Annotated in this window: 16 protein-coding genes; 4 read left to right on the forward strand and 12 right to left on the reverse strand. The window is 63.1% G+C overall.

The window, feature by feature from the left end:
• Nucleotides 1-2 precede the first annotated feature (2 nt).
• From ON43_RS39025 to ON43_RS44195, 4 genes are all read right to left on the reverse strand, one after another.
• Nucleotides 3-266 carry a hypothetical protein gene (locus ON43_RS39025; RefSeq protein ID WP_040815773.1) on the reverse strand — a complete coding sequence of 88 codons (264 nt, stop codon included), beginning with the start codon at nt 264-266 and terminating at the stop codon, nt 3-5.
• An 18-nt stretch (nt 267-284) separates the two neighbouring features.
• A complete protein-coding gene (locus tag ON43_RS39030) occupies nt 285-572 on the reverse strand; it encodes a hypothetical protein (RefSeq protein WP_040815774.1) in 288 nt (95 codons plus the stop codon).
• Entirely contained in the window at nt 569-1,027 is a 459-nt protein-coding gene (locus ON43_RS39035; RefSeq protein ID WP_157514391.1) for a hypothetical protein, read from the reverse strand. Before ON43_RS39035 ends, ON43_RS39030 begins: the two co-directional genes overlap by 4 nt.
• A 158-nt stretch (nt 1,028-1,185) precedes the next feature.
• Nucleotides 1,186-2,469, reverse strand: a complete 1,284-nt coding sequence (locus ON43_RS44195; protein ID WP_157514392.1) for a cutinase family protein — start codon at nt 2,467-2,469, stop codon at nt 1,186-1,188.
• Between the two features lie 665 nt (nt 2,470-3,134).
• On the opposite strand from ON43_RS44195, the gene ON43_RS39045 reads away from it, so the two are divergent.
• Nucleotides 3,135-3,554 (forward strand): hypothetical protein, encoded by a 420-nt coding sequence (locus ON43_RS39045; RefSeq protein WP_157514393.1) that lies wholly within the window; start codon nt 3,135-3,137, stop codon nt 3,552-3,554.
• 276 nt (nt 3,555-3,830) lie between these two features.
• On the opposite strand, the gene ON43_RS39050 is transcribed toward ON43_RS39045, so the two are convergent.
• Nucleotides 3,831-4,274, reverse strand: coding sequence for a DUF4254 domain-containing protein (locus tag ON43_RS39050; RefSeq protein ID WP_040815777.1), 444 nt, complete (start codon nt 4,272-4,274; stop codon nt 3,831-3,833).
• A 202-nt stretch (nt 4,275-4,476) separates the two neighbouring features.
• Here ON43_RS39050 and ON43_RS39055 point away from each other — a divergent pair, with 202 nt between their 5' ends.
• Nucleotides 4,477-5,322 (forward strand): helix-turn-helix domain-containing protein, encoded by an 846-nt coding sequence (locus tag ON43_RS39055; protein ID WP_040815824.1) that lies wholly within the window; start codon nt 4,477-4,479, stop codon nt 5,320-5,322.
• 2 nt (nt 5,323-5,324) lie between these two features.
• A complete protein-coding gene (locus ON43_RS44200; protein WP_083914198.1) occupies nt 5,325-5,702 on the forward strand; it encodes a DUF397 domain-containing protein in 378 nt (125 codons plus the stop codon).
• A 230-nt stretch (nt 5,703-5,932) separates the two neighbouring features.
• Here the strand turns inward: ON43_RS44200 and ON43_RS44205 are convergent, their stop codons facing one another.
• From ON43_RS44205 to ON43_RS39080, 5 genes are all read right to left on the reverse strand, one after another.
• A complete protein-coding gene (locus ON43_RS44205; protein ID WP_083914199.1) occupies nt 5,933-6,772 on the reverse strand; it encodes an endonuclease domain-containing protein in 840 nt (279 codons plus the stop codon).
• Between the two features lie 117 nt (nt 6,773-6,889).
• A complete protein-coding gene (locus tag ON43_RS39065; RefSeq protein WP_157514394.1) occupies nt 6,890-7,552 on the reverse strand; it encodes an AAA family ATPase in 663 nt (220 codons plus the stop codon).
• Nucleotides 7,549-8,178 (reverse strand): 3'-5' exonuclease, encoded by a 630-nt coding sequence (locus tag ON43_RS39070; protein ID WP_051179992.1) that lies wholly within the window; start codon nt 8,176-8,178, stop codon nt 7,549-7,551. Before ON43_RS39070 ends, ON43_RS39065 begins: the two co-directional genes overlap by 4 nt.
• Nucleotides 8,175-9,353 (reverse strand): radical SAM protein, encoded by a 1,179-nt coding sequence (locus tag ON43_RS39075; protein WP_051179993.1) that lies wholly within the window; start codon nt 9,351-9,353, stop codon nt 8,175-8,177. The genes ON43_RS39070 and ON43_RS39075 overlap by 4 nt, the downstream gene beginning before the upstream one ends.
• Complete coding sequence (locus ON43_RS39080; RefSeq protein WP_245569013.1) at nt 9,350-9,619, reverse strand: hypothetical protein; 270 nt, start codon at nt 9,617-9,619, stop codon at nt 9,350-9,352. The genes ON43_RS39075 and ON43_RS39080 overlap by 4 nt, the downstream gene beginning before the upstream one ends.
• Nucleotides 9,620-9,853: 234 nt before the next feature.
• On the opposite strand from ON43_RS39080, the gene ON43_RS43215 reads away from it, so the two are divergent.
• Complete coding sequence (locus tag ON43_RS43215) at nt 9,854-11,314, forward strand: helix-turn-helix transcriptional regulator (RefSeq protein WP_157514395.1); 1,461 nt, start codon at nt 9,854-9,856, stop codon at nt 11,312-11,314.
• Here the strand turns inward: ON43_RS43215 and ON43_RS39090 are convergent.
• Together ON43_RS39090 and ON43_RS39095 are read right to left on the reverse strand one after the other, a co-directional pair.
• Entirely contained in the window at nt 11,311-12,030 is a 720-nt protein-coding gene (locus tag ON43_RS39090; protein WP_040815829.1) for an HAD family hydrolase, read from the reverse strand. The two genes, ON43_RS43215 and ON43_RS39090, sit on opposite strands and share 4 nt — an antisense overlap.
• 71 nt (nt 12,031-12,101) lie before the next feature.
• Nucleotides 12,102-12,719 carry a hypothetical protein gene (locus tag ON43_RS39095; RefSeq protein WP_157514396.1) on the reverse strand — a complete coding sequence of 206 codons (618 nt, stop codon included), beginning with the start codon at nt 12,717-12,719 and terminating at the stop codon, nt 12,102-12,104.
• Between the last annotated feature and the right edge of the window lie 834 nt (nt 12,720-13,553).

Consider the following 13,553-nt stretch of genomic DNA (forward strand, 5'->3'; position numbering starts at 1 on the left):
GCTCAGCCCCCCAACGCAGCGGCCGCTATCGGCACCGCGACCGCCGCGACGGCAGTCGAGACCAGTGTCACCGCGATGACGGTTCCGGCGTGACGGCCGTGGATCTCCGACTGCCGCCGCTCCATCCACAATTGCGCTCCGGCCGCGATGAGCCGGGCCAGCAGTACCAGCTCGCACCCCCAGAGCAGCCACGAAAGAAGCTGCCGGAGAGTCCGGTTCACCTCCGGGTTCAGCTCGGAGGCCGCCCATATCAACGTGCTCGTCATGGTGATCGCCTCGTCCGGCTAGGTGGTGAGCACGACGGTGTTAAGGATGGTCGAGGCCGAGGTAGCCACGACGCCGCCGATCAACGCGGCGACGACCATCTTGGGCGATTCCAGGACGCCACCGGTCCAGCGCTCCCACGCGAATTTCCCTCCCGCATAGGTGATCCCGGCGACGCCGGAGAGCATCACGCCCCACAGCAGCCACCGCACCAACCGGATGATGGCGTTCGATCCAGGTGGGGCCTCAGAGGTGATCGGCTCGATGGCGGAGATGCTCATCGCGAGGAACTCATGAATCGTGTTCATGACGGCAGCCCTCCTTCCTGTGCGGCGCCGGATCCGGATTGCTCTACGAACGTGAGGATTTCGTGCTCGATCACCGCAACATCGGACGGCACTGAGGTGTCGCGCCAGCCGAGGTCTTCGCTGCTGCGGCCGAACATCCGCAGTGGTTGCTGAATGAACTCCTCATGCCACCGGACCCGCCAGACTCGGTCCGTCAGAGCCCCGTAGAGGTCCAGGTCGCGGCGGATCACTGTCGACAAACGGCCGGGGCGGGCGGCGACCGCTACCAGACCCAAAACCGTGCAGCCGCCCGCGAGTTCGGCGTGATGCTGGCGCAGCAGCGCATCGGCTGCGGCCAGACCGGTCACGGTCTCACGTGCTACCAGCACCACGAACTTCGATTCGTCGGCGACAGGAGCCGGCCACACCCGCCCGCAATCGGCGGCCTGTGACCACATCCACGCCAGCGTGCTCACTCCGGCCCCGCCGTGCGCACCGAGGAGCCAGAATGATGGAACCTTGCCGTCGATCGTTTGGGCGGGGCACGGTTCGGTCATCACCTCGGCACGCTGTGCGGCTGGGGGAGCGACGACCGCGCGCGGCGGGAGCCGACGGTGCAGGAGCCCTGCGGATCTCATCGTGCACCGCCACCGTGCGCGGCGGCGATATCCTCGGCCACCGCGGTCAGCCACTCCACTGTCGCCGCTGTCGCGGTGCTACCGGAGTTCGTCGGCGTGGTCTGGTAGGACACGTGGCGGGCGACGGTGTCGCTGAATTTCGTCCACGTGGCCAGATCCAGCAACTCCTTGTTGTCGGTCACGTTCTGTTCGACTGCGGTGAACGCCTGCTGCACCAGCCGACTCGTGGTCGCCGGTGGCATCACCTCCGGGACAGCCGCCGCAAGCTTCTGACCGAACAGCGCGATCGCCGCACCCGGATTGGCCAGCCCGGCCGATATCAGCTCGGTGATGTTCGCCGGGGTCAGTAGCGTTTGGGCGAGGGTTGTCACCGCGTTCAATCCGATCGTGGCGACCTTGAACAGTGCGCGGATCGTTGCGTCGGTGTCGACCGTTGTGCGTGGATCGGAGGCTTCGGCAACCCGCTCCGACAACGATTTCTGTGGATTCAGCGACAGGCTCGCCAGCGACGTGCCAGTGACGTCCTCGTCTGCGACCGTGACAGCAGTCTTGAAGGCCGTGAACGCCAACGCTTCCGACACCGACTGCAGCGCCTTGAGTGGATCGGTCAGGTCGGATTGCCCGACCAGGTTGGTGACCACCCGAAGGATCGGCGCACCGCTGGGGGCGTCACACGCGAGATCGCCTGTCGTACACCACGACGCGACCCTGCCAGTCAGTGATCCGAAATCCGCGGCGACATCACGTTCAGGACCGATACCACCGCCCGTGGCAGTCGCTTCCGACATCGGCGTCACGGATCGAACTGCGTCACCAGAGGTTCCCGGTGCGGCGTCGGGGACGTTTCTGCCCGGAGCGCCAGGGAACAGCGGTGCATCCGGGTTGCGAGTCGGGTCAGCAAAAAGCGCCACCGCGGCAACGCGATCCGCAGGAACCGACCCGCCGCCGCGGCCGGCTTCCTGTGCGAACATCGACGCCACGTGGGCGCCCTGGGAGTATCCGACAATCGCCAGATATGAACTCGGGCACCGACTCAACTGCTCGGTCGCCAACTCCTTCAGGTTCTTGAGCCCAGTGGCCACCGACTCGGAGTACGGCTCGGAACTCCCCGACGTCGCGCCACCGAATCCTGCCGGATATGCGACATACAAGCGGTCGGCCTTGCCAGCTGCACGAACCATCAACGGGGTCAACACGTTATCTCCGAGGAACCCGGAATCGGTGCGCGCATCTGCATCTGGCGCGGATTCGCCGGTCCCCTGCACTCCCAACGCGATCAACCCGGGGCATCCGCCGCTCTCCGTGGATTCAGCGGCTGCAACTCCCGCACTGACCCCGGCGGCTACCAAACTTGTCGCGATGGCCGCGCTGAGACCACGCGAAACGACGCACGCTCGAACGATTCTCCTGGGACGCCTCATGGCATGCCTCCTTCCACCTCCGAACCCCCACGCAGGCAAGCGTTTTGGAGAATCGGCCCGGCATAATGGCGCGAGCGATCCGTCAACGCCCTGCCGCAGCGGCAGAGGATGTGTGTGATTGATCGGTGAAAGAAATGCGCGCGCCAGTCCCACTCGAGTACGCGGGAAGGGAGATCACGCCTTCAGGTACTGCCACCGCAGATCCCTGGGAAGGTCAGTCACTAGGCGACTATCGAGCCACTTGCGTTTGCTGCAATGTCGCTGTCGTGCTGAGGGCTCCAGATTAGAACCCCGGAGTGATCTGTGCAACAAATTCTTCGGATATGCCGATTGAGCCTGCGCTGGACAACGCCGACATGTGTCCTCGCGTGACTTGGCACTGACATTTCGTGCAGAGTCCGCTGATGCCCACCGAAGGGTCGGAAGACCGGCAGTAACGTCGCGCCAGCACTATTTATCGAGCAATTTCTAGGGGACGAAAGGCGGCGATGAATACATCGCAACCGTCGGAGGGGGACCGGCGCTTGGAAGGTGAGGCGGACGCTGGCCGGAGCAGTGCATCCGGCGGCTCGGGTAAGAAGGCTGGGTGCCTTTTTCCTCTGCTGGGGATCGTCGCAATTGTGGTATTGGTCGGGCAATGCGGATCCCATGAGGACTCTAAAAGCTCTGATCGGTCACCGGCGTCGACGGCAACGGCGCGGTTCACCCCGGATGAGCAGGCAGCTCTGGATGCGCTGCATGGCGCGTGTCGTGAGGACGACACAAAGCTTGACGCCGAGGCGAAGAAGGCGAACGAACTACTCCAGCAGGCCGACATTCACGACGAGACCACCGTCACCGTGCTGCAGCACCTTCGTGGTTCACTGCCCGACAGCGCGCCCGTGATGAACTGTGCTGAAATCCTCGGTGCCTATATCACGTTGCGAGAGAAGGGGACTGGTTAGAAGGGCTCGATCAATTGTGATCGTTGATCCGGATCGGGCCCGGCGTTGGGCGCGCTCCCCTTCGAGTCGTTCGCGTTCGATGCGGGCCGCGATTCGCTGCACCGTCAGGTGCTCCTGCACCTGAGTATGGGGATGGACCGGGCTCATCGTTCCGGTGAGCCGAGGTGCGACCCACACGGTCAGCGCGCCCACGGTGATGCCAATCAGGAAGGACCAGAAGATGGTGGACATCATGCTCTCCTCGGTGGCATATCTATTGCGGTAAGACTGAATTCATCACGCCCTGTCTGTGGTGTCGTGTGGCACGACGGGTAAGCGGCGTCGCCCGGTGGAGACCTCGTCCTTCAGGTCCTCGTAGCCAACGGCCAGTTCCGCCAGGCGTTCCCACGAATCCCAGAGCTCCCATTCGCGGGTGCCTGTCAGTGCGGCGTTGGCGTGCACCGTGAACATCGCCAACCGATCGATTACCGCTCCAAGGGTTTCGGTGTGCAGCCGAGCGCAGCCCAGTGGCTGTGTCAGCTCACGAGCAACCCATCTGTCGATGTTGCGGATCAGTTCGACACGACGTTCGTCGATCGGCTCCCGTGCGGCCCCATCCGCGTTGAGCAGCTGCTGGTGGGTGAGTGACAGCTCGGCTGCCCACTGCAGCAGTGGGTGGTTGCCTGGTGCATCGCCCCGGCACGCTGACAAGACGTGATTCTTGGTTGGCAAGAGCTCCACAAAGCTCACCCCTACGAGACGCGCGGGATATCCGGAGGTCGGCTGGAGGTGTCGACCGGCTGAGTCTGAAATAGACTTCTATTTTGGGTTTGCGAATCAAGAGTACAACTGGACTTCTATTTTGGGAATGTATTCTGTGGTTGCTCTTGAAGGTGCGCAGGTCACGCCAGGCTGGTCGGCGATCAAGCAGAGGAGCAGTGCGATGGAAAGCCCCACGATCCAGCGGCGTCGGCTCGGGCTCGCCCTCAAACGCGCCCGCGAGGCAGCGGGGAAGACACAGGACGAAGCTGCGAAGGCCATCGACTCCGCGGCCAGCAAGATCAGCCGGTTGGAGATGGGCCAGAGCGGCATCAAACTGACGGATCTAGGGATACTCCTGGAGCTCTACGGCGTAGTCGGCGACGACGCGGAGTCGATGAAGCAGCTCGCCCGTGCCGGTAGACAGCGCGGCCGATGGAGTGGCGTCCGATCGATCCCGGACTGGTTCCGCCGCTACATCGACCTCGAAACCGATGCGAGCGAGATCAAGTGGTACCAGCACGAAGTCATCCCCGGCATCTTCCAAACCGAGGCCTACATCCGCGCCATGCTGCTGAGTGGCCAACCGCGGGCGGCCGATGACGAGATCGAGAAGGTCATCGAGGTGCGACTCGAGCGACAAAAAGTGCTCGACCAGCGTCGCAAGACTGTCAGCGCAATCCTCAGTGAATCCGCACTGCGAAGGATGGTGGGCGACGAGAAGGTCATGCGCGACCAACTCCGCCACCTCGCCGAGATTGCACAGTCTCCGCGCGTAGCCATCCAGGTTCTGCCATTCAATGCGAAGAGCGTCGGCGACGCCTGGGCGCACTTCATCCTCCTGCGCTTCGATGACGATGCGACCTCGGACGTCGTGTACCTCGATGGCTACGCCGATGCCGACTACGTCGACCGCCCGGAGACCGTGCGGGCGTACGCTCAGCTTTGGGACAGGTTGCAGGCGGCCGCGCTAGGTCCGGTCGAATCCCGCAATCTGATTCTGAAAGTTGCTGAGGAGACAAAGGATTGAGCATGGCCACGGCAGGGTCGTCCGGTGGAGGCTGGCGAAAGAGCACCTATAGCGGAAGCAACGGCGGTGCCTGCGTGGAAGTCTTGTTCGACGGTTCGACTGTTCGTATCCGTGACAGCAAGTACATCGGAGACCCGTTGTGCCAGCCGGAAATTGCTGTGAGCGCCGTCGCGTGGGCGGCTTTCCTAGACGTTGTCTTGAGCGAAGAACCCACGCCCCTTGCCTCAGGCCTCCCGTCGGTTGAGTTCGGTTCCCGCGGAACGGACCTGCGCGATGCAATCGGCACGAGGCTGGCCTACACAAGCGAGGAGTGGAAGGCATTTCTGGCCGGGGTTCGCGACGGTGAATTCGGATGCGCCATCAAGGATAAGAAGGCCTGATGTAGGGTCTCGAAACATGTGACAAATCTCAGAATATTTGGCGGGGATTTGGCGGATCTGCCACGATTTTGAGATCCTGCTGCCTCTGCGAGCCCCTTGCTACCACCGTCCGGGCTGTGAAGCCGATCGTACAATCGTCGAAATAATGTCCGGTGCAAACGATGTCGGTCCGCAACCCTGGTAGCGGCCCATCACCTAACACGGTGCCCGTTACCGCCGTGCGGGTGCGGTTACTCGAAGGGATCGAAGCCGAGGGCTTCCACGCGCGCCGCGTGAGAGCTTGTCCGCCACGGTTTTCCACGTCTGGGATATGTCAACTTCAGTCTCGCGGCAGGTGGGTCGTTGAGGTAGTCGGCCCAGCGGCACCCACTCAGGTGCGGGCACGATTCGACTCCCATGGTGCTGTTGTTGCACAAACGGCACAGCAATCCGCGCACCGCTCCGGTGAAATGATCGTGGTCGATGCCGTGTCCCGGCGCATATCCGCAGGCGTGGCAGTCGGGTCCAAGTTCCCGGGCCAGCAAGGCACGCATCCGGCCGTCGGCAGTTTTCGGGTTGTGGTGGGCGGGCCACCACGTCCATGTCTCCTGAGTCGGGCACCGGTACCGGTTGGGGACGGCCACCGGGTCGGCGGTCGTCTCGGTCAGCCGCACCGACCACCGGAACGTCACCGATTCCGTCGCGCCCGGCCATGGGCAGCAGTTGGGCGGATGGATGCTGTATTTCGTGCCATCGGTGGACCAGACCAGGTAGCTCTCTTGATCGATGCTTCGCTGCGGGTCCGGTGCTCGGCGACGGCTCGGTCCGGTTCCGCGTTCACACACCAGCCAGCCATCCCGGCTGCGGAGGTGAAAGCGTCCGTCGCTGCCCAGCACTGCGGTCAACCCGACCAGGTCTATCCGGCCGCGGTTGCCGTCCCAACGGCACGGCGTTTGTGCACGGTCCATGACCAGCTGTTCGATCCCGTCGTAGTCGAGATCGAGGGCGTGGGTCCACAGCCATGCGGTCCTGCGCGGCTCAGGCAGATCCCCGAGCCGTTGCGGTGCTACCGGGTCGGGCTCGGACGGCATATGTGGATTATGCGCGCACCCACTGACACCGTTGCGGCGTTGCCACTGACGTCGACAGCTGCGAGGTCGTCTGAAATCAACTAAGGATCCCGGCCGGGGGCTTGGGGTTCTTTCCTATCAGGACGCTGGCGCGGCGGCCTCGGGCGGCGGGTCGTCCCAGGCGATCTTCAACTCCGGCTCCGAGAGCCGAAGTCCGATGTACGCCTTGGCGTCAACCAAGGCGCGGTCATGGCTCGCGGATGTCAGGACATCGTGACCGATGCCCAGACGAGTCATCACTGCTTCGATCCGTTGGCCAGCGAGTGCCCGAAACTGGAGGTCGGTGTCGCGGGGCTTGTTGTCGCCGAGCGGCTTTTCCGGGTCGAGCACCGTGCGTAGGACATAGTCGTAGTTCTGGCTGTGGTTGACCACGAGCTCTTCCAGGTGCCGGATCCGCTGGGGATCAGGCTGGCGGCCACTGTATTCCAGCGCGGCTTCGTAGTAGCCCAGGGCGTCCGGGACGCCTCGGTCAATCAAGACCACGTCGGCGTGCAGCCATGCCTCCAGCTCGTTGGAGATTCCGCGGGTCATGATCCACAGGGTGGATGCCCACGTGTGCTGATCGAGGATCGGCAGCCCGGCCTTGAGCGCGTCGTATCCGAGGTCGGCGACGGTGGCGACCTCAATCCTGTTGCGCCGCAGGTCCTGTTCTAGTCGCTTGAGGAAGGTGGTCTTGCCGGTGGAGTGAGTGCCCATCACGGCAACCGTGACCGGGCGGTCTACCTCGTTCGATGTGGTCAAAACAATCCCTCTGGCTCCGGCGGTGTTAGGAACTCGGGCAGGCCGGCGGACTGGACGACGGCGTCCCAATCGAGTTCGCCTTCGCGGACGAGGAGGCAGAGGAGTTGCCATGCTGCCCATGCGTCGTATCCGGCTCGGTGGTATTCCTGGTCGTCGTCCAGTCCGTGCATGTCCAACTGGGCGTGTTCGATGAGCTTGTCGAGTGCGTAGCTCTTCAAGCCGGGCCATACCGTCTTGGCCAGGCGCAGCGTGTCGAGGACCATGAGCGGCTTCCAGTCGGGAAGGTGGGCGGTCAGTACCTTCTGCTCGACGTTCGCGTTGTGCGCCACCAGGGTTCGCCCGAACATGACGCGGCCGATCGCCGGGGACACGTGCTCCCATTCCGGGCAGTTGGCGACGTCGTCGTTGGTGATGCCGTGTACCTTGCGCGTCACGATCGGAGTGATCGGGTTCTTCGGCTTGACCATCCACGAGCGGGTCTCCTCCGGGCTGACCACCGTTCCCGCCACTGGGATGATGGCGATCTCGATGATCTCCGGCGGATTCTGCCCGTTGCCTTCGACGTCGACGACGGCGATGTCGTGTCCGCGCAGGGCGGCGGGGATCTCCGTAAACGCGGTGGTCACAGCTTCTCCTTGGTCGCGGGCCAGCCGATATCGGCGCGGCCGTGATGATGGGGGATGTGCGGCCTATCGACGTCATGCACCTGGTAACCCAGGCCGTGCTGCATCAAGTAGCGCGGCGGCTCGTTCAGGCCTGAGACCACGATCGCGCGCTCATTGATCTCGATGAGCTTGCCACCGAGCCGCCGAGTGAATTCGTCGACCTCGGCTTGGTCGGGCCGCTGCCACGCCTTGGCACAGCGTTCGATCTGCGCGACAGGGCAGATATCGCACAGCTCGCGAATACCATAGTGGCCGTTGTAGTCCGCAACTCCGTGAGCGTAGGTCACGCCACACGAGGTCTTTCGGAACAACGGAGAACCCGCACCGTATTTCTCTGCGGCGGTGAGGATGCGGTGCTCCAGGTCCTCGGGGAAGATCTTGCGACGCGGTCCTTCGAGATACGGCTCGGGTAGGCCGTTCGCCCGGTAGTACTCCCTGATCTCCCCCTTGAAGAACAGGCCGGTGAAGACGGTCGCGTGGGCGTGGTGGCTCAACGTCAGGCCACGCTGCAGGTGTTCGTCGGAGTCGTTCAAGCCCGGGACGATGGGCCGCCAGTAGTGCACGACCCGATACCGGTCCGCGTGCTCGAACGCGGTCCGCAACGACGCGGCGGCGATGTTCGAGTCCACAGGCTCGATACGGTGATCGTCGATGCCGGAGTTCGTTACCAGGACCGTCAGGCGAATGTTGGTGAGGCTGTTGAGGATCACACAATCCTCGGGGTCGATATGCCAGCGCGTGATCAACAGGACGTGATTGGTGAGGTGCTCCTGATCGAGTAGCCGCAGCATCTCGAACACATGCGGCTTCACGCGCGGAAGCATCGGGTCAGTGGCCCGGTTCAGCAGCTGGATCGGGGTGACATGCGGTCGGAAGTAGCGGTGCGTCAGCAGGCGTACGACCGCGGCCTCTTCGTCGGTGAGCCGCTTGGGTACCTTCATCTCGTAGTTGCCGAACAGCGAGCGGATGCAGTACGCGCAATTGAGCGGGCAGCCGATGATCCAGTTGACGCTCAGTCCGGACTTTCGGTACTCGATGACATCGACAAGCGCCGGATCAAGTTTGGCCTGTTCCTGCGCGGTCAGGATTTGCAGAGGTCGTCCGATGATGAAGGGTTCGATCGGGCTGATGGTCATCGCGGGGCCCCGTTCATCTCGGGCAGCTCGCCGGTCGCGCGTCTCGCGTAGGTCGTCTCCGGGTCTACGGTGATGACGTCAGCGGCCTGTACGAGCTCGGGTGGAACTTCGTGGCGGTCGAAGTGCTGCGGCCCTGGGACGATGACGGCCTCGGCGCCTAGATTTCGAATGACGTTGACCAACCGCTGAATCGGCTCGTGAGTGTGTTCGCTGAATGCGACGGTCTTGCGCAGGTTGTAGCCGAGTCTCGCTGCGAGACTGCGCATTCGAGTCTCGTCCCATTGCTGACCGTGTCCGCTGACGTCGGTTCGGAGATAGCCGATTGCCATCGGGAGTGTTCTCGTCATGATTGCCCTCAGAGTGCGTAGTGGCGGCTACTTCGTTCGAGGGAACCTCGGCCGCGACCAGCGTGGAAAGGTGGCAAGTCCCGAGGAAAACCGACTTGCCACCTCGCTATCGGCAAGAATGAGCGCATGTCAGGGGCGGCGAAGCGTGACCCGGTGAACGAAGCAGACCGGCAACTGGCAGCCGTCGCCAACAGCTTGGCGCGCGAAATCCGACGGCTCAGGAAGGCCGCAAACCTCAGTCAGCGCCAGCTTGCGACCCGGATCGGTTACTCGCGCCAGTACGTGTCCATGACCGAATGGGATGATTCCAATCTTCCGTCCTTGGAGCTAATCTCGGCGATCGACGATGCACTCGGCACCGGCGGCGCATTGGTCGCATTGCGGGCGAAAGCCAAGCGCGACCAGCAGATTGGCCGCAAACACTCCCAACCTGCCCCAGCAACTTCGGGCGCGCTGGGTGACGACTCGGTCCTGTTGCCGGTCATCGTCAACGGACTGGTGGTGCATGTACCACTCGATCCGCGTGTACTAGCCGAAGCTGCGACCGAGCCTTTCCGGCCGGTCGGCGAATCTGACGAGGATACGGTGATCGGGCGTCGATCGTTCATTACGCAGGGGTTCGCTGCTGCGACAGCGTCAGCATTCAAACCCAACGGAGCCTTGCGCTCAAGCCCTGTCGAAGCACTTATTCAATCCAAGAGGATCACCGACCAAACCATCACGGGCTTCACGGACGTGACGCGGCTGCTGGCAAGTCAGCGGCAAAGCATCGCACCCGATGCTCTGGTCAGCGTCCTCTCCGCACATCGGGATACCGTTGCGACACTCTTTCGGACCGCCCAAGACGATCGAGTCAAGCATCGGCTCGGGTTGCTGTTGGGCGAGACCTCGATCGTCGAGAGTCGCTTGTGGAGCGCCCTCGGGGATCGTCCTATGGCACTGGCGAATTGCGCGTTCGCGCGGAAACTCGCCGACGAGCTCGAAGACCCGTTCCTGGGCGGGATGGCGCGCATCTTCGAGAGCAATCTCAGATCTGACGCGGCCACGCTGATCGGCTCCGACGGCGACATCGTGATCGGCCTTCGGATGCTCAGCGAAGCCGCAGCCTTCGGCGATGTACTGCCACCATCGGCGCGAGCGCGGATAGCCGCGGAACAGGCACAGGCCTATGCGGTGCTCGAGCTTCACCGAGAATGTCAGGAGGCCTTGAACAGAGCCGATCGCGCCGTGAACGAAATCGGCGAAGCTGACCGAACTGGCCTGTTCAGCGACTGGAGCACGGCTCGCCTGCGCGTCTACGAGGGAACCTGCTGGGTCTTCCTCAACGAGCCTCGCAAAGCGATTACCGCACTCGAAGAGGCATTGAAAGCCACCAGGGAAGGAGACCGGAACGTCGCACTGGCTGCGCGGGTCGACCTCGCCAGTGCTCACGTCCTCGATGGCGAACTGGAGGAGGGTTGCCGGATTATCGGTGAGACGTTCGAAAGCTTGGCTGGAATGGGCAATCAGCGCGGAATCGAGCGTGCCCGACGAGCCATCGAGCGCTTGGCGCCATGGAAGACCGAGCGGCCGGTGCGCGAGTTGGAGGAGCGAGTCGAGAACCTGAGTGTCTAGCGGCCGAGGCCGGTCAGCGAATTCGCCAGGGCCACAACTTCATCCGGCACCATGACATCCACAATCGCATCCGGCGAATGCTGTTCCAGCTCCTCACGACTGGCTCGATGAGTCACGACGATGACATGAAATCCTGCGTGCCGGGCGCAGGCGATGTCGTTCGGCGCATCACCAATGACAACAGTCCGGGCAGGGTCCAGCGGCTCGCCGTACTTCGCCAGGAACCGCTCGGCGATCACTGCAGGGAGGTCGAATCTCGCGCGCGCATCAGACCCGAAGCCGCCGATATCGAGATCCAGGTGGCGATCCAGCCCATTGACGCGGAGCTTGACCTCGGCGGCCGATCGCAGGTTTCCCGTAAGCACCGTCTGGAGGAACCCTTGCTTGTCCAGGCCGGCAATCGTGTCCGCCACTCCGGGATAGGCGGGCTGGTCGCGCGCCAGCTCCGCCTCGCCTTCGGCCATGACCTCGTCAAGCTCCCGATGGAAGCGCTGGACCCCTCGCTCCGCGGCCTCAGCCGGAACGCCGGACGCGAGAGCCGTGTCCACAACGATGGACTCATCGGTGTAGCCGTGCACACGCGCCGCGGGGAACACAACGTCTGCTTCTTCGATGGCGTAGGTACGAGCAACTGCCCTACGGAGCCACCGCAAATCGGCCGGAATGAGAGTGCCGTCGACGTCCCAAACGATGAGTCCCGCGTGCTCCACACCCATACTGCGCATTCTGGCAGAGGCGCGGACTGATTAGCCATACACGTCGAGGTGTCGCCTGGGAACTTGAACAGTCAGTTGAACTTGCCTGCGGCCCATACGATCGCCCTGAACTGGCTGACCGAGAGCGATTGATGGACGGGGACGGCCGACGCGGGTGGAGCGGGCTGGAAGGCGAAGAAGGTCGATGCACAGCGGTGGCAGTAATAGCCCGCCGACCACGTCGCGTATGCCGCCGGTCGGCCGCGAAGGATCCGCGCGGTTCTGCGGGAGCGGGAAGTCGTGACTGCGATGGCAATTGCGATTGGTGCCACGATCAGAACTGCCAGCATCACGCTGCCCATGACTGCTCCCGGCATAAGGGACGTATCACCCTTGGCGACGCTGTGGACCAGGATTCCTACAGGTGGCCCGAACCCGATCAGCGCGAGGAAGGCGATTCCGAGTGTCGCGCCGACGAGACAGCCACTCGATGAGGGCAGTTCGGGAGTCGGGGTGGTAGCGGCCGCGAGAGCGGAGGTCTGAGTGCTGGTCGCTGAGGATGTGCCGAATACCGGAACGAACCCCGATGGCGTGTAGGCGAGCGCGGAATTATTCGCAACCGAGTGGATCGTGCTGACCCCCATGTCATGGATGGCCCGTATGCTCTGCACTCGGTCGACGAATCCGCAACCTGGACAATCGATCACCACGCAACCCCCTTAGTGCCTGACGATTGATCGATCGTAGCGTGGGTTTGCTCGCGGCATGCTGCTTGCGGAATTTCTCAGCTGCCTACCTGGGGGCCGGGTGATGTAACTGAGGCTGGCGACGTCTGGGCTGCCGCGGCTCGACGGTGTCCTGATGTGCTCGCGTTGATCAGTTGGTTCAGGTGGTGTACAGGCATTCCGGTCAGATCGGCCATTTCGGCGACCTTCTCGCCGCGGGCTCGCCATTGCCGTAGGAGTTCTCCTTGTCTGCTTCGCAACGCAGCGAGCGCGTCTCGGTGGTTGGCCTCAGCGGCGCCGATCTGCTGCTCCAGGAGTAGATATGCAGTGAGGTCGGCTTCATTGGCCTGCTCCCGTGCAATTCTCTTTTGACGGCGAGTGGCCATGGCTTCGTGTGCCTGCCGACGAACGCGCATTGTTTCCTTCTTTGATGGCATCGCTTCTCCTCTCGCGTGGGTTCTCCAGTCCGCCTCCTGCCGGGCGATGGGTCGCGCTGGTCATTTTGGGCGCGGTGGAATGAGTGGTAGCACCAGGATATTCGCCGTTCTAGTCATTTTCCATCGTTCGTTTACCTCGCCAACTCTTAACCCCGTCCACGATCACTGTCTACATTCTCTGCCATGCCTCCAAGTCGCCTCCTCTTCCACCTCAGACCTCTTGCATTCAGGCTGCGCGATTCTGGCAGTGTCGCCGGAAAGGTGACAACCCGTAGGTAGTGGATGGTCTTCTGGGGAATAGTCGCCGATCGGAGGCTGGCGCCACGACCCCGCCTGAGAATCTAAGAAGGTGTGGGTGAAGGGTGCCTGAGAATGACGATTT

This window comes from Nocardia concava NBRC 100430, assembly GCF_000308815.1.
In the GTDB taxonomy this organism is placed as follows: Bacteria; Actinomycetota; Actinomycetes; order Mycobacteriales; family Mycobacteriaceae; genus Nocardia; species Nocardia concava.

Excerpts from the sequence above, each read along its gene's own strand:
- ON43_RS39055 (WP_040815824.1), top strand. The coding sequence starts at position 4,477 with ATGGAAAGCCCCACGATCCAGCGGCGTCGGCTCGGGCTCGCCCTCAAA.
- ON43_RS39075 (WP_051179993.1), bottom strand. The coding sequence starts at position 9,353 with ATGACCATCAGCCCGATCGAACCCTTCATCATCGGACGACCTCTGCAA.
- ON43_RS44200 (WP_083914198.1), top strand. The coding sequence starts at position 5,325 with ATGGCCACGGCAGGGTCGTCCGGTGGAGGCTGGCGAAAGAGCACCTAT.
- ON43_RS39025 (WP_040815773.1), bottom strand. The coding sequence starts at position 266 with ATGACGAGCACGTTGATATGGGCGGCCTCCGAGCTGAACCCGGAGGTG.
- ON43_RS39030 (WP_040815774.1), bottom strand. The coding sequence starts at position 572 with ATGAACACGATTCATGAGTTCCTCGCGATGAGCATCTCCGCCATCGAG.
- ON43_RS44205 (WP_083914199.1), bottom strand. The coding sequence starts at position 6,772 with ATGCCGTCCGAGCCCGACCCGGTAGCACCGCAACGGCTCGGGGATCTG.
- ON43_RS39090 (WP_040815829.1), bottom strand. The coding sequence starts at position 12,030 with ATGGGTGTGGAGCACGCGGGACTCATCGTTTGGGACGTCGACGGCACT.
- ON43_RS39080 (WP_245569013.1), bottom strand. The coding sequence starts at position 9,619 with ATGCGCAGTCTCGCAGCGAGACTCGGCTACAACCTGCGCAAGACCGTC.